Annotated in this window: 13 protein-coding genes; 3 read left to right on the forward strand and 10 right to left on the reverse strand. The window is 63.7% G+C overall.

From position 1 onward, the window contains the following. Positions 1–134: 134 nt before the first annotated feature. On the reverse strand, positions 135–5027 hold the full coding sequence (locus QMK50_RS00035) for a dermonecrotic toxin domain-containing protein (RefSeq protein WP_320332129.1): 4893 nt from the start codon (positions 5025–5027) through the stop codon (positions 135–137). Between the two features lie 162 nt (positions 5028–5189). On the opposite strand from QMK50_RS00035, the gene QMK50_RS00040 reads away from it, so the two are divergent. The 3 genes from QMK50_RS00040 to QMK50_RS00050 all read left to right on the forward strand — a co-directional run bounded on the left by QMK50_RS00040 (position 5190) and on the right by QMK50_RS00050 (position 6984). Next, a complete protein-coding gene (locus tag QMK50_RS00040; RefSeq protein ID WP_320332130.1) occupies positions 5190–5486 on the forward strand; it encodes a DUF5629 family protein in 297 nt (98 codons plus the stop codon). Further along, entirely contained in the window at positions 5479–6648 is a 1170-nt protein-coding gene (locus QMK50_RS00045; RefSeq protein WP_320334478.1) for a lactonase family protein, read from the forward strand. Before QMK50_RS00040 ends, QMK50_RS00045 begins: the two co-directional genes overlap by 8 nt. Positions 6649–6804: 156 nt before the next feature. Next, a complete protein-coding gene (locus tag QMK50_RS00050; RefSeq protein WP_095168809.1) occupies positions 6805–6984 on the forward strand; it encodes a hypothetical protein in 180 nt (59 codons plus the stop codon). Positions 6985–7156: 172 nt separating this feature from the next. On the opposite strand, the gene QMK50_RS00055 is transcribed toward QMK50_RS00050, so the two are convergent. From QMK50_RS00055 to QMK50_RS00095, 9 genes are all read right to left on the reverse strand, one after another. Further along, positions 7157–7768, reverse strand: a complete 612-nt coding sequence (locus tag QMK50_RS00055) for a glutathione S-transferase (protein ID WP_320332131.1) — start codon at positions 7766–7768, stop codon at positions 7157–7159. Then, entirely contained in the window at positions 7765–11406 is a 3642-nt protein-coding gene (locus tag QMK50_RS00060; protein ID WP_320332132.1) for an AAA family ATPase, read from the reverse strand. The genes QMK50_RS00055 and QMK50_RS00060 overlap by 4 nt, the downstream gene beginning before the upstream one ends. Next, on the reverse strand, positions 11403–12647 hold the full coding sequence (locus tag QMK50_RS00065; protein ID WP_320332133.1) for an exonuclease SbcCD subunit D C-terminal domain-containing protein: 1245 nt from the start codon (positions 12645–12647) through the stop codon (positions 11403–11405). Before QMK50_RS00065 ends, QMK50_RS00060 begins: the two co-directional genes overlap by 4 nt. 113 nt (positions 12648–12760) lie before the next feature. Beyond that, complete coding sequence (locus QMK50_RS00070; protein ID WP_320332134.1) at positions 12761–14401, reverse strand: BatD family protein; 1641 nt, start codon at positions 14399–14401, stop codon at positions 12761–12763. Further along, positions 14398–16161 (reverse strand): vWA domain-containing protein, encoded by a 1764-nt coding sequence (locus QMK50_RS00075; RefSeq protein WP_320332135.1) that lies wholly within the window; start codon positions 16159–16161, stop codon positions 14398–14400. Before QMK50_RS00075 ends, QMK50_RS00070 begins: the two co-directional genes overlap by 4 nt. Beyond that, positions 16158–17234 (reverse strand): VWA domain-containing protein, encoded by a 1077-nt coding sequence (locus tag QMK50_RS00080; RefSeq protein ID WP_320332136.1) that lies wholly within the window; start codon positions 17232–17234, stop codon positions 16158–16160. Before QMK50_RS00080 ends, QMK50_RS00075 begins: the two co-directional genes overlap by 4 nt. Then, a complete protein-coding gene (locus tag QMK50_RS00085) occupies positions 17227–17721 on the reverse strand; it encodes a DUF4381 domain-containing protein (protein WP_095168802.1) in 495 nt (164 codons plus the stop codon). The genes QMK50_RS00080 and QMK50_RS00085 overlap by 8 nt, the downstream gene beginning before the upstream one ends. Further along, the gene (locus QMK50_RS00090) at positions 17718–18662 is read right to left on the reverse strand and encodes a DUF58 domain-containing protein (protein ID WP_095168801.1); all 945 of its coding nucleotides are present in this window, start codon (positions 18660–18662) and stop codon (positions 17718–17720) included. Before QMK50_RS00090 ends, QMK50_RS00085 begins: the two co-directional genes overlap by 4 nt. A gap of 5 nt (positions 18663–18667) precedes the next feature. Further along, positions 18668–19627, reverse strand: a complete 960-nt coding sequence (locus QMK50_RS00095; RefSeq protein WP_020800601.1) for an AAA family ATPase — start codon at positions 19625–19627, stop codon at positions 18668–18670. Between the last annotated feature and the right edge of the window lie 179 nt (positions 19628–19806).

Consider the following 19806-nt stretch of genomic DNA (forward strand, 5'->3'; position numbering starts at 1 on the left):
GAAGGGCAACTCGCTGTTTGCCCACTGATCCAGCGCCCCAAGGACACAGAAGACCGCAGCCAAGGCTGCGGTCTTCTGCTTTGTGGTCCAGGGTACCCACCGCGCGGATCCGCGCTCCTCCAGGTTGTTGGGTCTCAGACTGGCAGCAGGTCGAGGAACAGTCGCCGATCCAGGGGTGGGGAGATCGGGCTGTAGAGGTCCCTGACGATTTTTCGGTTGTCCGTTCCAGCCTGGGCCAGCAGGTCCTTGAACGTTATAAACCGATGCTCTGGACGTTTGAGGTGTGCGGCTGTGTAGGCTGCGGGTGCGCTGGTGGTGCTGCTGTAGTGAAAGTGGGCGTACCACAACACCGTGAGCGAGTTCTTCTCGCGTACGGCGAACTCCGTGACGTAGTCCTGTGCGGCTGTGGGTTGCGGGCCGTGGACCAGGCCGATATCCACCGCGCCGTGGGCTCGCAGGTAGTCGATATTTTCAGCGCGGGGGCGTTGGGCCTTGTAGCCTTCGCTGCAATGTCGTTGGGCTTTGCTCCTGATGTCGAGGGCTTCCTGGCGCAAGCGCTGAACGCTCTGCATCGCGTCCTGTTTGTCCCCGTGGTTGCTTTCGATTTCGCTGGCCACCGCTTCGATCCGCTGTGCCTGTTGGCTGAGCATGTCGTTCCAGTCACGGGGATTGAGCTCATCGCGTCGTTGTGGATCGATGAGTTTCCTTTTCTGGAACTCGATGGATTTCTCGATGGCGGGGACTTCATCGATCAGCCGGTTGCCTTCCGCGCGCAGGGTCGCCAGGGCGCGTGCTTGAGGCTTTGGTGCCGGTGGCGTTGGTTTTGCTTCGACGATTTCCACCCAGCCTTCGTCGGGATTCTCCATGAAGCGCGCGCTGATCTCTTCGGTGATGGGGTTTCGGGTGACGATAGTCGGGAACGTGCTCCCAGCCTCCGCAGGCACCAGGTCGCCCACCAGGGTGCCCTTGTCCCGGGATTTGAAGACGCGTCTGGAGCGGGGTGTGGTTGGCGGGGAAGTGACGACAGTTGCGGGCGGGGTCAGGTGCTCGTCTTCGCGCAACACCGCCGCCAATTCGGCCTCGGCGCTGTTGCGCACCCAATCCAGGTGTTCGATCAACAAAGGCATGTAGCGTGGGTGGACGCTGTTGGAATCCAGCTCTACCAGTGCGCGGCTGGTCTGAATGTACTGGTTGTAATGCTCGATCAGGTTAGCCAGCACTTCCTTGCGCTCCGAGACGCTGAACCCTTCGCTGCTGAGCAACTCCAGGTGGGAGTCCTTCATGGCATACAACGAGGTCTTGCGGTTTATGTGGAGTGTCAGGAAGTAGTCCTCCTGCGGTGTGGTCGCCTGGGGGATGGGTTCGAGGCTCAGCTCGACGAGAGCATCGAGTGTCTCCAGGGTCGCGCTGAGTCGCGTGTAGTTTTTACGCTTGGGGTTTGCATCGAGGAATTTGACGCGCTGTGCCGGGCCGGTCTTGCAATGCTGGGTCATTTCTTCCAGCGCGGCTTCGAAGGCCATGACGGCCTGTGCATAGTGTTCGGCGGCGGCGAAGTTGGTCTCCACGAAGTCATGGACAACCCTGGCCGACGCTTCGTCGTGGATCGCTTCATACATGTCTGCCAGCGATTGACCCCGTTCGGAAGTAAAGGAGGCCACGTAGACGCTTGCCTGCTCAAGGGTTCGAACCTCGTAGGCGGCCAGGATCTGCAGGTATTGCGTAATGGACTTGGTCTCGGCATCAAACTTGCCATCGGCTTCCTTCATCTGTGGGTAGGCCTTTATCAGGTCGCGACGTATTTCGATCACCCGATCGACAACGACCCGGTTTTTTTCCAGGACCACCTGGAGATTCAGCCTGGCACGGGCACCCTGGACCATTTTGGCCGCGTGCTCGGCGATCAGGGCCTCGTCGTCAGGTGCATTGCCCAGGCTGCGTAGCAGGTCTTTCAGCTGATTGCGTACGCGTGTGCTCACCAGACTGGCGACCGCCACCTCCCTGAGCAACGGGTTGGCCTGATCGATTTGGGCGCTCAGCGCGTCTTCGATCCGATTGAGTTCAGCCAATGCCAGCGTACGTTTGTTCGCTATCGCCAGCTCTTTGGCTGATTTGCGCTGGTCCCGTCCACCTCCTTGCAGTTTCAATCCCTGGTCCAGGGTCCAATGGCCTTGTCCATCGGTCCTGAGCTTGAATCCCGGGTGCAAGGGTTTTTCTGGATGGATGATGAACACCTCGGCAAATCCGGGGACGATACTGACACGAAACAGTAATCCGGCCACCGAGGCGTGCCAGCGGTTGTCAATGCGATACAGGCCTTTGAAGAGACCGATTTCCACGGGGGAGGGTGGTGGCGCCGGCCAAACGACACTGAGCTCTCGCAGGGCGTCGAGCAGTCGACGGCTGGACGTGTCTCGTGCGTTTGACTGAATGAAGTCGACCAGGGTGTGGTCGCCGGCGGGAGGCTCTGAAGGTAGGCCGACCGATCCCTGTTCGATGGCTGCCGTTGGTTGAACCGCGGTTTCGGTTGCCGGTCGACGCAACGAGGCCAGGACCAGCGGCAGTTCAGCAACGGGCTCAAGTGTTGCGGGTTCAATGGCCGGATGTTCCCGTGACGCACTGTGCAACACAATCAGTCCGATGTTGAGCAGCAGATCGACCCAGGCCAGCTCTCGGGTGGATGAGTCATCACTGTCCAGCCCGGTAATGTCCTGTTTGAGGCTCAGGGTCAACTGCAGCATCCAGCCGACCACCATGGCAGGCCCGCGCAACAGGGGCATGAGCACGGCATTGAACAACAGCCAGCCACCCTCCATCAGGATCGCCCAGCGGCTTTCGGCATTGGACACCGACTCCCGGTCAGCCAGATCCACCAGGGTCCGGGCATTGCTGCCATACAGGTACTGGGTCAACCGGCCGGTGGCCAGGCACTGCGCCAAGGAATCCGCAACCTCGCTGGCATTGTTGTCCCCCGCCAATTGTGCGGGGGCGGGAGCCGTCCACACAACGGTGTCGTCGCCTGGGCCGAAGCGCAGAATATGTGGGCTGGCAAAGCCATTGTGGCTGTAGATTGGCCGGGCTTTGTCTGACAACCAGCTGAGGACGCTGTCCTGTAGCGCTCCAGGCTGGGTGATCGCCTGTAATAGCGCGGCACGTGTCGGAAACTGGCGCAAGCAATCCTGATACAGCGGTCGATAGAGAATATGCGGGCCATTGCCGGTATCGCGCGGTTCAACGATGAACATGTTATTGACGGGATCTGCCGCCGCGCCGGGCTGGCGGATGAACGCCAGGGGGCGAATCACGATGTCCTGATCGTCAACCACGCGGTCGGCGGCACGGGTGTGCATCAAGGCCTTGAGGTGACGGTAACCCTGGAACGTAAAGCCCTGTTGCGCACGGATACTGTGTTCCAGGGCCTGCAGGGGCAGGCGCACCTTCAGTTCCTCACCGAACAAGGCTTCGCGCCGTTGCGACTCGGCGGTATTGGCGAGCAACAGCTCGTTGATTTTCTGCGGGTAGCGTTCGCCGATGTTGGCTCGGCTGATCAGGCCTTCGGTGCTGCTGAACAGGCCCTTTTCACCCAGCAGGTAGTCAGCGGTCAGCCACCCGGGCACGGGTTTTCCAGTCTTGTCGCGAACGCTCAGGCGACCGTGCGGCGCGCTGGCGAGGTTCTTGATGGCCAGCTCGGTCAGGCTCATGGACTCCGGGACGAGGTAGCCGCTACCCAGGTCACCCACTGGCACATGGAAGGTCAATTCCAGATCGTCAGGCTCGCAGGTGGCGTCGGGGTGGTCCTGACGTATGAGCTCGCGCAAGGTGCGGGTGGTGAAGGCGTGCAGGTTCTCGATGCCGTCGAGAAACGAGGCGCCTGCCGTTTCTCGCTGCAGACGCGCCAACTCCATGGTCTCCAGGCGATAGGCAAAACGGTCGCGGGGGCTGGCATCGAGCAGCCATTGCGGCAGTGTCGATTCGATTTTGGCGCGGTGTTGCTGATCGGGCACCGGTGCGTCGATAAAGTAGGGTGCAGGATGGGTGGTGGCAGCGAACAGCCTTTGCAACACCGGCTCGCCATGGTTGGCCGGCAAGCGGATGGCGTCGAGTTCGTCCAGTTGGTGATTGAGCAGTAATGCGGCCTGGGTATCGAAAATATTGCCGTCGGGTTCGTAGCGCTTGACGATGATCCGGTCCGCCAGCACCTGGCGTGTGAGGTGCGCGCCCCAGTCCTGGGTGAACGCCTCCATGGATGGATAAGACTCGATGCTGCCAGATACCTTGCACAGCAGAATATGGCTGGCCTGTACCACGAGCAGATCGGGAGCCAGCAGGCGCGTGGTCGCACCGTCTCGGATAACACAGGTTTCAAGGCAATACGCATGCACGAAGCCGTCAGGATGAGGCAGTGCTTCGCGGTCGCGACGATCCGGGTGGCGAGTCAACGTATCAAGGACCATTCGCAATGGCTGGTGCTGTGGCGACAGTAGACTCGCAGCGTTGCTCAGGTTGCTGGCCAGCAGATCGCCCAGCCATTGCCAGCGGCTGACGCCTGTGTCGCCCGGTAGATTCCAGTAGGCCGTCAGCGCGTCCTGGTACTCGACGCTCAGGGTGTCGGCCAGGTCTGCCACCACGCGCTCGATAAGGCCCATGTCAGGCTCTTTGCTGCCATTGGCCTCATAGGTCAGGTGCGTGGGCACCTGCTGGGTCAGGAAGCAGCGGCGTTCATCGACGTTGACGGTAAAGTTCAGCGGTGTGTCATTGGCCAGGTACTCGAGGGTTACATCCATCAACAGCTTGAGATCCCAGCCACCGTTTTGATTGGGCGTGGCGAGTTTGGTCTTGCTCAGATCCAGGGACAGCGGCGGGTACTGCTTCACGATGCGCTCGTGCAAGACCTGCGCGACCACCTGGCGCAAGGTCGGTCGGCTGGCAAACTGGCGGGCAACGGCGTCGGCAAGGAAGTTGCCGCGGTTGGGCAACAGGGTGAGTGCCTGGCGGGTGCCCGGCTCGGGTGTCGATGCAATGATCGGCATAGCAGATTCCTTTCTGTGGTGTGGGAGGTGTGATTTCGCGGCAAGGATCGCAAGGCTGTCCGGGGCATGTGCGGTAGTCCGTTATCACTGACGCATGCAAGAGGGGAAAGACGCGGGGGATTGGCCTATCATCAGCGTCTTTGCCACTGAAGATGGATTGTGATGACTGCTGCTTCAAAGACTCTGCTCAACGCCCTCGAAACCTGCGACATGCTGGAAATCGATGGCCTGCACGCCTTCGACTTCTCGTTGGACGAGGAGGATCAGTTGCACATCGAGTGCATGGATGGCCGCGCGATCAAGCATTGGGTGTTCAGCCTGGCCCAGGTGCAGGCGGCCGTGTTCGACGCCGACCTGCAGAGCTGGACCCTGAGCGGCGATGCCGGTGAGCACCGCCTGGTGTGCATGAGCGCGTTCAGTGGCAGCAATGATGAAGGCGAAGACCATGGCGATGCGTAACCTCTGGCCGCTCCTGGTGGCCAGCAGCTTCGTCGCGATGGGGGTGCAAGCCGCTCCCGCCGAGCCCCACGAGCTGTTGATCGGCAGCTACACCCAAGGCCAGAGCCAGGGCATCTATCGCCTGCAGTTCGACAGCCGCAGCGGCCAGCTCGACGCCACGCCGTTGCAAGTGTTCCAGAGCGCCAACCCTTCGTGGCTGACCTTGTCCCGCGATCAGCGGCAACTGTTCGTGGTCAACGAGAATGGCCCCGGACAAGCTGACGTGGTCGGACGCGTCAGCAGCCTGGCGATCGACTCGAAGACCCGCCAACTGAGCTTGATCAACCAGGTACAGAGCCTGGGCAACGAGCCGACTCATTCGAGCCTCAGCGCCGATGGCCAGTACCTGTTCGTCAGCAACTACTCGGTAGCGGCCGACCCGGGTGGCAGCCTGGCGGTCTTGCCGGTCAGCCGCGAGGGCCGGTTGTCGCCACCCGTGCAACTGAGCAGCCATCCGGCGAGCCGGGTCAATCCTGAGCGCCAGCTGTCGGCCCACGTGCATTCGACGGTGTCGTCACCGGACGGTCGGTTCGTGTTTTCCAATGACCTGGGGGCCGACCAGGTGTTTGTCTATCGCTACGACCCCAAGGCTAATCCGGAGCACCCGCTGACGGCCGCCACGCCAGCCTCGGTGCAGTTGCCACCAGGCAGCGGGCCACGGCACCTGCTGTTCGCCGCCGATGGCAAGCATGCCTACCTGAGCATGGAGATGAGCGCGCAAGTCGCGGTGTTCGACTACCAGGATGGCACGCTGACCCAGCGCCAACTGGTGGACCTGGCAGCCGGGCAGCCAGCGGCGAAAAAAGCCGCAGCCGCGTTGCATGCCTCTGCCGATGGCAAGTTCCTCTACGTCAGCAACCGCGGTACGGCCAACGAGCTGCTGGTGTTTGCCATCGACCCGAGCACGGGTGAGCTCAAAGAGCTGCAACGGCGTTCGGTGGAAGGCGATCATCCCCGCGAGTTCAGCCTCGATCCGAGTGGCCGGTTTGTGTTGGTGGCCAACCAGAAAAGTAACCAGATCGTCGTCATCGAGCGTGATGGACACAGCGGCCTGCTGGGTAAAACCGTGCAGAAGCTGGCGTTTGATGCGCCCAGCGATCTCAAGTTCCTGTCCCGCCCGTAAGCGTGAGGCCCCGCCTGGCGGGGCTTGCACCGTTGTATTAATCGCAGTGATATCGGCTACTGATACAAAAGATTTCAAGCGCGCCAACCCTCGGGCGTAAGTTTGCTTCACGGCCTACACAGGCAAGCAAGCCAACTGCACACGAGGGTTACCGCCATGAACTTCAATCTCTTCTCCGTCATCGCCGCGTCCGCCATCTCAGCCAGCGTCGTGCTGCCAGCCAATGCCAGCGTCGAGATCAACGACAAAAGAACCGGCACCCAGACCTACACCCAGAAATACCTGCAACAGAGCGCCAATTTCTATGCGGCGCTGGATCATAAAGTCCAGCATTGATCTGCCAAGCACCGCCGATGTTGGATGTGCCGGCCCCATCGCGGGCAAGCCCGCTCCCACATGTTGAGTGGGTGTACCCAAAATCTGCGAACACCCCAAAATCACTGTGGGAGCGGGCTTGCCCGCGATGGGGCCGGCATAGCCAACATCAATGGTGCTTGATTCAGTGGTATCAGTGATGCTCGGGTTGTTTGGCCATGATCGCCGTGAACAACGCTGACTCGATCAACCCTTCAAGCCACACCTGCAACTGCGTATACGGCAGCTGCGCGAAGCCGTCGCGGTCGACGTGGGCGAACTGGCGGATAAAGGGCATCAGGGCAATGTCGGCCAGGCTTGGGTGATCGGCCACTAGATAGCGCTGCTGTTGCAGCAAGCCATCGAGCTTGCGCAGGAACACTTCGCCCTCGCTGCGGTAGTGCTCCCTGGAATGCTGCGGGTAGCGCTCGGCGTACTTGTAGCGATTGAGGCTGACCTTGAACACCTGGTCGTTTTCTTCGATCAGCGCCGCCGTCAGTGATTGAGCGACAGGGTTGTCCTTGAGCAACCAGTCCTCGGGATCGTTCTGCGCCAGCGCCCAGGCCATGATCTGCAGGCTTTCGTCGATCACTCGGCCATCGGTACTCAGTACCGGCACCGTGCCTTTGCTGGAGAGCGCGAGCATTTCCGGCGGCTTGGCCTTGAGGCTGACTTCGACGATGGCCAATGGCACCGCGCTATAACGCAGCGCCATGCGTGCCCGCATGGCGTAGGGGCAGCGGCGGAAGGAATACAGCCGGTTCATTTCACCTCCAGAGTGCTCAGTCCGTTGCCTTGGCGACGCACCTGAATCTGCACCGGAATCCGCTCGTGCATTTCCTGCACGTGGGAAATCACCCCCACCTTGCGTCCCTGGGCCTGCAGGCCGTCGAGGGCGTCCATCGCCAGTTGCAGCGACTCCGGATCGAGACTGCCAAAACCTTCGTCGATGAACAGCGACTCGATTTTCAAGGTGCTCGAAGCCATCGAGGCCAGGCCCAGGGCTAGCGCCAGCGAGACCAGGAAGGTTTCCCCGCCGGACAATGAATGCACCGAACGCAGTTCGTCGCCCATCTCGGTGTCCATCACCAGCAGGCCGAGCATGCTGCCGCCGCGCTTGAGCCGGTAGCGCCGCACCAGTTGGCGCAATTGCACGTTGGCGTGATGCACCAGCAGGTCGAGGTTGTAGGCCTGGGCGATCTTGCGGAAAGTGTCGCCGGTGGCCGAGCCGATCAAGGCATTGAGCCGGGCCCAGCGCTGCCACTCCTGATACGCCTGGCTGATGCGTTGGGCCAGCGCCTGGTTGGCATCCTGGCGTCGTTGATCCTCGGCCTGTTGTGCGCGCAACTCGGCGCATTGTTGTTCGCTGATGGCGGCCTGTGCTTGCAGATCGCCCAGGGCCGCGGCCAGTTGTTCGCCGTCCAGGTAAGCGTTGTGCTGGGCCTGATGTTCGTGCAGGCGCTGCTCGCGTTCCTGCAGCAAGACCTTGGCTTGCTCGATCGCGGTTTCGCTGCGTTGCAACTGTTGGCGCAACTGGCTGACCTGTTCGTCGCTGTAGCCCAGCAACTGCGCAAGGCCTGCGTCGTCGAGTTCGGGGTGCAGGGCACGCCATTCGGCGACGTTGCTCTGCAGTGCTTGGCGTTCGCTGTCCAGCGCCTGCTGGCGCTGTTGCTGGGCCTTGAGTTCGGCTGCCAGTTGGATGAGCTGGCTATGCACTTCCTGCAGTTGCTGGCTGGCCGTGGCTTGTGCCTGGCGCGACAGTTCGAGCGCTTGCTCCAGTTGTGTTTGCCAGGCTTCGGCACTCGGCTGGTCACCCAGCAGCGCACTGAGTTGCTGTTGGGCGCCGTGCAGCTGTGCGCTGAGCAGGGCGTGCTGCTGTTGCGCGGCCTCGGTCTGTTGCAGCCGGGTCAGTTGGCGGTCTTGTTCCATTTCCAGGCTTGGCTGGCGTTGCTGCTGCTCGTCCAGTTCTTCACGCTGGCGCGCCAGTTGCTCCAGGCGCTGGGCCACCTGTTGGTCGAGCTGGAGGAAGGTCGCCGCAGGTTCATGGCGCAGGCCTTCAAGGATGGCGCTCGGGAGCAGGTTGGCGAAAGCGGCAAGCTCTTCGTCCAGGCGTAGGCGGTCGTTGCCCAGCTCGCGCTGCTGCAGGGTCAGCTGTTGCGCCGCCTGCTGGCTGGCCTGTTCGGCGGCCTGCAGTTGCTGCGCCAGGCGCGCGGCGTCCTGTTGCAGGGTGAGCAGGGCGCCCTGGCGCTGTTCGTCCTGGCTGAGGTTCTGGTTCAACTGAGTGTTTTGCTGGGTCAGCCAGGCTTCGCGGCGACCAGGATCCTGCGCCAGCAACTGGGCTGCCAGCGGATGGGCTTCCAGGCTCGGGGCCAGGCTCTGCTGCTGGGTGAGCAGGTTTTCCTGCTGTTGCAGAAGCTCTTTTTGCTGGGCGATCACGCCGCCGACTTCGGCGCGCAGTTCGGCGAGGGTTTCCTTGAGCAGGTCGACGGCTTTCTGGGCGCTGGCCTGTTCGTTTTCATCGTGTCGGCCCAGGCTTTGCAACAAGGCCTCGGGCTGGTGATACGGGTGCTCGACACTGCCGCAGACCGGGCATGGCTGATCGTCCTGCAACTGCCCGCGCAACTCCTCGACACTGGCGCTGCGGGCCAGGCGTTGGCGCTCAAGCAGCGCTTGGGTGACGGTCAGTGTCTGCTCGGCCACGGTCAGCTCGGCCTTGGCTTGAACGCCTTCGCGGGTCAGGCGTTCGCGTTCGCCCTGGGCACTGTGCAGGCGCTGTTGCAGGGCTTGCCCGCGATTGTCCAGCTCCTGTTGGTTGGCCCACAGCCGCGTCAGCTCTTCCACCGCCCGCAGTTGCTTGCGGTTGTCTTGCAGCAGGCTGCCGAGAATCTGGATCTGCTCGGCGACTGCCTGAGGTTCGACATCGGCTTCGCTGTACAGCACCTGTAGCAGCTGACGCTGCTCCTCCAGGCGGCTGGCGCTGGTGCTCGCCTGATGTTGCAGGCCCTGCAGTTCCGCCTCGCCTTGTTTCAGGCGATTGCCCACCAGCATCAGTTGCTGCAAGCGCTCGCGGTGCAGGTTCCAGGCATCGCTGACCGGCGCCCACTGCAGGCTTTGCTCCAACTGGCTGGCGATGCTGACCAGGCGCTCGGCCACGCGCTGTTGTTGTTCGAGCATCTGGGTGATGGCTTGCTGGCCTTGCAGGCTTGCCTGTTCGGCGGAATGCTTGAGCTCCGCCGAGGCGCTGATGGCCTGGGTCAGTCGCGCCAGGTTGCCTTGCTCTTCGAACGCCTGACGCAGCAGCGGAGCATTACTGGTGTGCTGCTGTTGCGCCTGAATCAGTGCCGCCTTGGCCGACTCCAGGCTCAGTTCCAACTGTGCCTGACGGGCCAGTTGTTCGGCCTGTTGGGCGCTGTGGTGCTGGATCGATGCGGCCAAGGGGCTCAACTGCGCATCAAGCTCGGCCTGGCGGGCAAACTGGTGACGTTGCGGGGCCAGGTGCTCCAGGCGCTTGAGGTCCAGCCGTGCGTCCGCCAGGGCATCCCAGGCGTGCTGGGCTTGTTGCAGTTGTTCGGCGCCCGCCAGTTGCTGGTCCTGGATCTGTTGCAGTTCCTTGAGCCAGGTGTGCTGCAGTTCCAGCTGCTTGAGCTGCGCCTGCTGGGTCTTGAGCTGCTGCTGGGCCTGACTGAAACGCTGGTCGAGTTCGGCGCGGGCCTCGGGCTCCAGGGGGGTGACGCCGCTGGCCTGGTCCTGCAGCTGTTTGTGCAGCTCGCGGGTTTCCTTGCTCTTGTCGAAGGCGCGTTTGCCCAGACGGGTGTAGAGCGCGGTGTCGGTGAGTTTTTCCAGCAGTTCGCTACGGTCGTTGTCGTCGGCCTTGAGGAAGGCGCTGAATTCGCTCTGGGCGAGCATCACCGCCCGGGTGAACTGTTCGAAGTTCAGGCCCAGTACCGCTTCGAGCTGGGTCTTGTATTCACCTTTCTGGCTGGCCAGCAGTTGATCGGTGTCCAGGTCGCGCAGGCTCTGGCGGCTGGCCTGCAGTTTGCCGTTGGCTTTTTCCCGGGCGCGGTTGGCTTCCCAGCGCGCGCGGTAGCGCCGGCCATCAATGCCGAGGAAGTCGACCTCGGCGTAGCCGTCGCCAGTGCCGCGGCGCAGCAGGGTGCGTGGATCGCCGGTGGCGATTTCGCCGTCGGCGTCCGGGACCTTGGCGTCACGCCCAGTGTTGTTGAGTCGCGGTACGGCGCCAAACAGGGCCAGGCACAAGGCGTCGAGCAGGGTACTTTTGCCGGCGCCGGTGGGGCCGGTGATCGCAAACAGGCCGGCACTGGCCAGCGGTTCGGCGCTGAAGTCGATCTCGAACGGCCCGGCCAGCGAGGCCAGGTTCTTCAGGCGGATGGCGAGGATCTTCATGGCTGTTCGCTCTCCTGCTGAACGTCTTGCAGCAGTTGCGCAAAATCGCTGAGGGTCTGTTCGTCGACGGCGCTGCCGTAATTATCCAGCCAGGCGCGACTGAACAGCTCCTGGGGCGTCAGTTGGTCCAGTTCGATCAAGGTGTCGCCCTCATCGCTGCCGCCCCCAGCGCCGCTGCCGGCGTATTCGGCGGCGATCCGCACCAGGCGCACGGCTTTGCCTTGCAGGGCGCTTTCCACCTGTTGGCGCAGGTCCGGTTGCGGCTCGTCAAGGCGTACCCGTACCTCCAGCCAGGGCTGGCGCTGGACATCGGCCAGCAGGTCGATGTCGGGCAGTGCTGCCAGTTGGCCGAGGATCTCGGCCAACGGTGCCGGGCCCATGCGTTGCAGATTGACTGCCCGCGGAATCAGGCGCGGCTCGACGCTGACCAGGGTCGAGCCGTCAAGACGCACGTCGAGGATCTGGTGCTGGTAGCCAATTTCGGAAAACGACAAGGGGATGGGCGAACCGCAGTAGCGAATGCGCTCCTCGCCGTTGACCTTCTGCGGCTTGTGCAGGTGGCCGAGGGCAACGTAGCTGATGCTCGGGCCAAACAGGCTGGCGGGCAGGGCTTCGGCGTTGCCGATGATCAGGCTGCGTTCGGAGTCCTCGGACACCGAGCCGCCGGCCATGTGCGCATGACTGATGGCGATCAGTGCCTGGCCCGGCTGGCGCTTGGCGTTGGCGGCTGCGATCAGCCACTCATGCACCTGGCCGATGCCGCGCAGGTAGTTGTCGCCCAGGTGGGCGCCGGTGACTTCGGCCGGGCGCAGAAATGGCAGTGCCAGGCACCAGCCGGCGATCTCGCCCGAGGCGTCGGGCAGCGGGATCAGCAACCGTTCGGCATCCAGTTGCCCATCATCGAGCCACAGCACTCGGCCCAGGGCGTGGGTGCGCAGGCGGCGCATCAGCGGTGCGGGCAGTTCGATCCGGGAGCCGGAATCGTGGTTGCCGGCGATCATCACGATGCTCAGCGCGGGCTGTTGTTCGTGGGCACTGACGATGAAGTCGTACAGGCGTTCCTGGGCTTTGACCGGTGGGTTGACCGTGTCGAAGATATCGCCAGCGATCAGCAGCACGTCGGGCTTTTCCTGCCCCAGTTGACGCAGCAGCCAGTCGAGGAAACAACCGTGTTCGTAGTCGCGTTCCTGTCCATGCAGGTTTTGCCCAAGGTGCCAGTCGGAGGTGTGAAACAGACGCAAGGCAAACTCCGCTCATTCTGAAAGAGGTGGACTGTGTAGGGGCAACGCTTGCTGGCGATAACGTTCTTTGGGACGTGATCACCTTCAAGCCTTGCCCCTGCAGGTATCGAAAATTACTTAGGATAAAGCGGCGGCAAGCCACTGTCGCCCACCGGGTCCTGGACCCGTTCGGCGGTGGGGATGGCGCGGATCGCGCGCCACAGGTCTTCGCCTTGCCAGTGTTGTCCGGTTTCGCTGTAGAGCGCTCCGTTGAGGCCGTCGAGGGCGTCGGACAGCGGTACGAAGCGCGCCGCCATGTCAGCCAGGGTTTCCGGTTGCTGGCGCGCCCAGGCGTCCAGCGCCTGGCGGGTGGCCTGGGGGTCGTTGGCCTGGCTGGCGCGCTTGAGGTCATCGAGCAGGGTGCGTGGGCTCGGCCCGGTCTGGGCGGCGCGCAGGATCGCCGGTTGCCAGCGCGCGCGCCACCACAGGCCGAAGCCGAGCAGGGTGGTGCAGGACAGGATCAGCGTGGCGAGCTTCCAGTACCACAGCGCTTCGCTGTCGGCGGTGGGCTGGGCCGGCGCGTTGCCGGCCGGGGTGTCGACCATCAAGTTCGGGTTGTTCTGGATGTGCAGGGTTCGCGCCGGCAGGCTGCTGCGTTCCAGGCGGTCTTCGTCGGTGTTCCACCACACCACCTCGACGCCCGGCAACTCGATGTTGCCACTGCGGGTGGGAACCAGGGCTTCGCGGTCCTCGCGGCTACCGATCAGGCCACGGTCGCTCTGCTGATTGCTCAGTTGCGGTTGGTCGGGGTAGCGGCGCAGGCCGCTGACGTCAGTCGCCGGCAAGGGCGGCAGTTGCGAACTGGCCAAGCCTTCGGCCTTGAGCGTCAGGCTGCGGGTCAGCGAGTCGCCGACCTGGCTGCGGTCCGGTTCCGGGTTCCAGTGTTCCCCCAGGCTCAGGCTTCGAGCCGGTAGCCATGGGGTGTCCGGCGGATATTCGGCGGGCTTGACCTTGACGGTCAGGGTGGTCTCGGCGGAGCTGACGCGCAGCAACTTGCCGGATTTCGGCCCCTGGGCCGCGGAGTCCTGGCTCGGCTGGGCGTCCACCAGGGTGGCGCTGAATATCTGCGGCGGGATGCTCAGGACACCGCTGTGCTGCGGGTAAATGGCATAGCGCTGTTCAATCACCCCATGGCGCAGGTCATTGATGACTTTTTCGTAGGTGCGCGACTCGCCCAGCGGTTCGACGCGCGCATCGGGAATTTGCAGCGGCGTGATATTGCTGTCGTCGTACAGCGACACCGAGTGGTAGATGCGCAGGGTCAGGATGGCTTGGGCCTGCACGTAGACGCTGTCTTGATCCAGGCTGGCCTCGACGAACACCGGAGCCAGTTTGCTCGGGGTGTCCTGGGTCTGGCTTTGCACTACGGTCAGCTCAGTCGGCTCGCTGGTGAATTCCCCCAGTTGCAACGGCGCAATTACCACGCTGCCGGTGAGCTTGGGCAGCAGGGTGATGATCCAGCGGGTGGTGGCGTGATTTTCGCCGTTGAGGCTGGTCAACTGGTTGACCTGACGGGTGCCGCGTACTTCGAACTGCGCCTCCAGGGCACTCAGGTCGGGTTTGCCGAAAAGCGTGACATCGTTGGATTCCAGGGTCAGCTCTACCGTTTCCCCGGAACTCAGTTGGTTGCGGTCGACGCTGGCGACCAGGCCCGCCGCCTGGGTTTGCAGGGTGCAGAACAGCAGGCCGAGTAAGAGTGCGGTGCAGCGGTTCATCGAGTTGTTCCCTGATCTTGATGTTGTTGCTGTTCGTACCAGAACTTGCGTCTGAGCAGTTCTCCCGGTTCATCGGGGATTTTACGCAGCCATTGTTCCAGCGCTTCGCGGTGTTCGCCATTGAAGTCGTTATCGGCGCTGCTCAGCGGTGGGGTGGTGGTTCGCTCGTCGCCCAGTTCACTGCCCGGCACTTCATTATCACCTGGCTGGGGTGGGTGGTCGGGGTCGGGTTGCGGCTCGGGTGGATTCTCCACCACGGGTTCGGCTGGCTCGCTCGGGGTCTCGGCGGGCTGTTCTGCGCTGCTGGAAGGCGGTGTCGCAGTCCCCGGCGGCGGTGTTTGTGCACCGGCTGGCGGGGTTTCCTCACTGGTCGGTTCTGGCGCGGTGGCAGGCGGCGTGGCGTTCTGCTTGATCAGCGCCTCGACCAGGGCTTTGTTGGTTTGTGCCGGGCGCAGTTCCGGTTGTTGCTCCAGGGCTTGCTCGTAGGCATCCAGCGCAGCTTCCAGTTCACCGCTCTTGGCCAGGGCGTTGCCGCGATTGTAGTGGGCCCGGGCGTCGCTGCCCTGGGCGAACCGTTCGGCGGCCGCGGCATACTGGCCGGCCTCGTACAGCGCCACCCCTTGCCATTGCGGGTCCTGGAAATGCTCGGCGGCGGCCAGCGGCTGCTTCTGCCGGAGCAGGTGCAGGCCCTGTTGATCAGGGCGCAACCACAGGTCGTTGAACTCGAAGGCCTGGCTTGGCTGCGGCAGCATGAACAACAGCGGCAGGCACAACAGCCAGCCCCTGCGCCCGGCGCAGGCGGCGAGCAGCAACAGCGGCAGTAACAGCCAATAGCCCTGGTCGGCCCAAGTGTCGAGGCGCAAGGTCTGGCCGTCTTCACGCAGGCTGTGGGGTGCGTCAAACAGGCCCAGGCCGCGCAGGTCACTGTCATCCACCCGCGCCTGGCGATAGCGGCCGCCCAGCTCATTGGCAAAGGCTTTTAAACTCGGGCTGTCCAGGCGTGGCACCAGGATCGCGCCCTGGGCGTCCTTGAGGAAGCTGCCATCCTCGGCGGTGACAGGTGCACCCTGGGGCGTGCCGATGCCCAGCATCAACCACTGCGGGGCCTGCCCGCGCAGGGCCTGGCGAATACCCTGGCGCTCCTGTTCGCTTAGAGACGAGCCGATCAACAGGATTCGTCCCTGGCCCAGGGCGCCACGCTCCAGCAAGGTCAGTGCCTTGGCCACGGCGAGGTCGGCGCGCTGGCCGACTTGCGGCATGATCGAGGGCTTGAGGGCTTCGAGCAGGTTACGGCTGGTGGCCAGGTCATCCGACAGCGGCACCAGGGTGTGGGCGCTGCCGGAATACACGACGATTGCGGTTTGCGCATCGCTGCGGCTCTGCAGCAGGTCGAGTAGTTTGCGCCGCGCTTGCTCGAGGCGCGTCGGCGTGACGTCGGTGGCGAGCATTTGCGGGGTCAGTTCGAGCAATACCACCAGCGGGTCGGCAGGTTTTTGCGCGGACTGTTCGACCCGGTCCCAGCTCGGACCGAGCAGCGCCAGCACGGCCAGCAGCCACGCCAGGCCGAGGACGATCCACGGGGTCTTGCTCTCACGGCCACTGCCACCCTTGAGCAGCGCGGCGTGAAAGGCCGGCGGCAGGATCATCTGCCAGCGCCCGGCACGTTTTTGCCGGTGCCAGAGTTGCCACAGCAACCAGCCCAGCAGCGGCAGCAGCAGTAACCACCAGGGACGGAACCAATGGGGCCAGAGGTCGATCATCGACGCCTCCGCAGACGCAGGCGTTTGAGCCGTTGGCGCCAGTCCGGGTGCTGTTGCAGAAAGTGCGATGAATTCAACAGGCGTTGCAGTGGGTTGTGCGGCCAGCGTTCGCGAATCGCCAGCAGCATGCTCATCAGCAACGCCGCCGCCAATGGCCAGCTGTACAACGCCTGGGCGGGGCGGGCCTGGGTGGGTTGCTGGATCACCGGTTCCAGTTCGTCGAGGGTCTGCTTGATCGCCTCCAGCTCGGCACCGTCGCGGGCGCGGAAGTAGCGCCCGCCGGTGGCCTCGGCCATTGCCTTGAGCGCCGGCTCGTCAAGGTCCAGGCTCGGGTTGAGGCCGAGCAGGCCCAGGGTCCCGGTTTGTTCCGGGTCGGCGCCGATGCCGATAGGGTAGATCTTCACGCCTTCTTCGGCTGCCAGGCGCGCGGCTGTCAAGGGATCGATTTCGCCGCCATTGTTGGCGCCGTCGGTGACCAGGATCAGCACCCGGCTTTGCGCCGGACGCTGGCGCAGGCGCTTGAGGGCCAGGCCGATGGCGTCGCCAATGGCGGTGTTCTTGCCGGCGATGCCGATCCGCGCCTCGTCGAGCCAGACCCGCACGGTGCGGCGGTCGAACGTCAGCGGGGCCTGCAGGTAGGCCTGGCTGCCGAACAGGATCAGGCCGACCCGGTCACCATCGCGCTGCTCGAGAAAGTCGCCCAGCAGGTGTTGGACCAATTCCAGGCGGCTGACGTCTTCGCCTTGCCACTGCATGTCGGGAAAGTCCATCGAGCCGGACACATCGACGGCCACCAGCAAATCGCGGCCACTGGCGGCGATTGGCAACGGCTCACCCAGCCATTGCGGGCGGGCAGCGGCTACCAGCAGCAGCAACCACAGGAGTATGAACGGTGCCTGCTGGCGCCAGGCCGGCAGGTTGGCTCGGGCGCGACGGCGCGCCAGGCCTTCAAGGTCACTGAGGAAGCTGACCTTGAGCGCCGGCTCGCCACTGTCGGCCACCGGCAGCAGCACGCGCATCAGCCACGGCAGCGGCAGCAAGGCGAAAATCCACGGCCAGGCGAACTCAAACATGTTTGCGGATCCAGGTGTCGATGGCCTGGGTCAGGCCGGCGATGGCCTTGTCATCGAGTTTGCATTCCGGCTTGTAGGCGCCTTCGACCAGGATCATCCAGCGGGTGAGGCCGGCAGCGGGGCAACGGTTATCGAGGAACGCCAGCCATTTGCGGCCGTTGAGGGTGTGGCTCTGGCTGTAGGGATAGTCGTTGCGGCACAGGCGCTTGAGCAACCCGTTGAGTTGTTGCAGCCAGGCCCCGGCCGGTGCGCCGTCGTAGGGCTTGGGCATCTGCGCCAGCTCGGCCAGCGCCGCGACCCGCAGTGGGTCCAGAGGTTGGTCGGCGCGCACCAGGTTGCGCTTGACCGGCAGCAACCGGCGCAACTGCCACAGGCCAAAGCCGAGCGCTGGCAACAGCAGGAGCAGCAGCCACCAGCCCGGGGCAGGTGGCCAGAACGGGATCGGCGGCGGAGTCATCAGCGGCTGCAGTTGCTCGAGGCTGCTCATTGGCTTTTCCCCGGGCGTTGCGGGTTGAGGTATTCGCGCAGTTGCTCGACCATTTCGCTCTGGGTGCTCAGGGGCATCAGCAGCACCCGCAGTTTTTGCGCCAGCAACTCCCAGCGGGCGATCCGCGCTTCGGCCTGGGCGCGATAGCTCTGGCGCAGTTCGACGTTCAGGGTGTCGAGCTCCAGTTGCGCGCCGCGCTCGGCAAAGCGCAACAGGCCGGCGGCGGGGAGGGCGTGGTCCAAGGGGTCGGACAGCGGCAGCAGCAACAGGTCGCAGTGGCGTGACAGCAGGCTCAGCTGTTGTTCGGCGCCCTCGGTCAGGGCGCGCTCGTCGCAGATCACGATCACCAGGCTGCCGGGGCGCAACACTTCCCGGGCGCGACGCAGGGCCATGCCGAGGTCGTCGCTGGGCGGTTCACCTTCGGTGCTCAGGCTCTGATTGACTCGCACCAGGCGGTTGAGCAATTGCAGCAGGCTCTGTTTGCTGCGTCGTGGCTTGATCTCGTAGTGTTCGTTGTCGCCATAGACCAGTCCGCCCACCCGGTCGTTGTGGCCGAGCGCGGCCCAGCCGATCAGGCTCGCGGCCTGGGCGGCGAGGACTGACTTGAACATCAGCCCGGAACCGAAAAACAAGCGCCGGCTTTGCTCGACCATGATGAAGATCGGGCGTTCGCGTTCTTCGTGAAACAGCTTGGTGTGGGGTTCCTGGGTGCGTGCGGTGACGCGCCAGTCGATGGTGCGCACGTCGTCGCCAGCCTGGTAGACCCGCACCTGGTCGAAGTCGACGCCACGCCCGCGTAGCTTGGAGTGGTGCAGGCCGATCAGCGGGCTGCGCTGGCTTGGCGTGGAAAACAGCTGGACTTCGCGCACGCGATGGCGCATCTCGATCAGCTCCGAGAGGCTGACACGGATGCCCGGCTCGGGCGCTGCGGGGGTGCTCATCGGGGTCAAGCGACGGCTACGACGTCGAGAATCCGCTGGACCACGCGGTCCTGGTCGATACCGGCGGCTTCGGCTTCGAAGGACAAAATGATGCGGTGGCGCAACACGTCGAACAGTACCGCCTGGATGTCCTCGGGGCTGACGAAGTCACGACCGGCCAGCCAGGCGTGGGCCCGGGCGCAGCGGTCGAGGGCAATCGAGCCCCGCGGGCTGGCGCCGTAGGCAATCCATTCGGCCATTTCCGGGTCGAACTTGCCCGGTGTGCGGGTGGCCATCACCAGTTGGACCAGGTACTCCTCCACGGCGTCGGCCATGTACAAGCCGAGGATTTCCTTGCGCGCGGCAAAAATCGCTTGCTGGCTGACTCGGCGTTCGGGTTTGGTTTCGCCATTGAGCGCTTCACCGCGTGCCTGTTGCAGGATCCGCCGCTCGACGGCGGCGTCCGGGAAGCCGATTTTTACGTGCATCAGGAAGCGGTCGAGCTGGGCTTCGGGCAGCGGGTAGGTGCCTTCCTGCTCGATCGGGTTCTGCGTGGCCATCACCAGGAACAGCGGTGACAGTTCGTAAGTGCTGCGCCCGACACTGACCTGGCGCTCAGCCATGGCCTCCAACAGCGCCGACTGCACCTTGGCTGGAGCCCGATTGATCTCGTCGGCCAGCACCAGGTTGTGGAAGATCGGCCCTTGCTGGAACACGAAGCTGCCGGTTTCCGGGCGATAGATTTCGGTGCCAGTGATGTCGGCGGGCAACAGGTCGGGGGTGAACTGGATGCGATGGAACTGGGCTTCGATCCCTTCGGCTAGCTCTTTGATGGCCTTGGTCTTGGCCAGGCCCGGTGCGCCCTCGACCAGCATATGGCCGTCGGCGAGCAAGGCGATGAGCAAACGCTCGATGAGTTTTTCCTGGCCGAGAATCTGCGTGGAAAGAAAGGTTCGCAGCGCCAGCAGCGCTTCACGGTGTTCCATCGTCGAGTGTTCCTGGAAGAGGCCCGGGGTACACAGCATCAAGAGCGCCCGGGCGGGGGCTGCTACTTTAATCTATCCGGGCCCCTGGCGACTAACGGCACCGGGGAAAAATCTGCAAATAAGTAGGTGGGCGCAAGTAACCTAGCGTTCTTGCCACTGACGTTCGGGCTGTGCATCAA

Source organism: Pseudomonas sp. P5_152, from assembly GCF_033989915.1.
Lineage (GTDB): Bacteria > Pseudomonadota > Gammaproteobacteria > Pseudomonadales > Pseudomonadaceae > Aquipseudomonas.

What these genes read in the sequence shown, in the direction of transcription:
- QMK50_RS00035 (WP_320332129.1), bottom strand. Translation starts at nt 5,027, where the DNA reads ATGCCGATCATTGCATCGACACCCGAGCCGGGCACCCGCCAGGCACTC.
- QMK50_RS00040 (WP_320332130.1), top strand. Translation starts at nt 5,190, where the DNA reads ATGACTGCTGCTTCAAAGACTCTGCTCAACGCCCTCGAAACCTGCGAC.
- QMK50_RS00045 (WP_320334478.1), top strand. Translation starts at nt 5,479, where the DNA reads ATGCGTAACCTCTGGCCGCTCCTGGTGGCCAGCAGCTTCGTCGCGATG.
- QMK50_RS00050 (WP_095168809.1), top strand. Translation starts at nt 6,805, where the DNA reads ATGAACTTCAATCTCTTCTCCGTCATCGCCGCGTCCGCCATCTCAGCC.
- QMK50_RS00055 (WP_320332131.1), bottom strand. Translation starts at nt 7,768, where the DNA reads ATGAACCGGCTGTATTCCTTCCGCCGCTGCCCCTACGCCATGCGGGCA.
- QMK50_RS00060 (WP_320332132.1), bottom strand. Translation starts at nt 11,406, where the DNA reads ATGAAGATCCTCGCCATCCGCCTGAAGAACCTGGCCTCGCTGGCCGGG.
- QMK50_RS00070 (WP_320332134.1), bottom strand. Translation starts at nt 14,401, where the DNA reads ATGAACCGCTGCACCGCACTCTTACTCGGCCTGCTGTTCTGCACCCTG.
- QMK50_RS00075 (WP_320332135.1), bottom strand. Translation starts at nt 16,161, where the DNA reads ATGATCGACCTCTGGCCCCATTGGTTCCGTCCCTGGTGGTTACTGCTG.
- QMK50_RS00080 (WP_320332136.1), bottom strand. Translation starts at nt 17,234, where the DNA reads ATGTTTGAGTTCGCCTGGCCGTGGATTTTCGCCTTGCTGCCGCTGCCG.
- QMK50_RS00085 (WP_095168802.1), bottom strand. Translation starts at nt 17,721, where the DNA reads ATGAGCAGCCTCGAGCAACTGCAGCCGCTGATGACTCCGCCGCCGATC.
- QMK50_RS00090 (WP_095168801.1), bottom strand. Translation starts at nt 18,662, where the DNA reads ATGAGCACCCCCGCAGCGCCCGAGCCGGGCATCCGTGTCAGCCTCTCG.
- QMK50_RS00095 (WP_020800601.1), bottom strand. Translation starts at nt 19,627, where the DNA reads ATGGAACACCGTGAAGCGCTGCTGGCGCTGCGAACCTTTCTTTCCACG.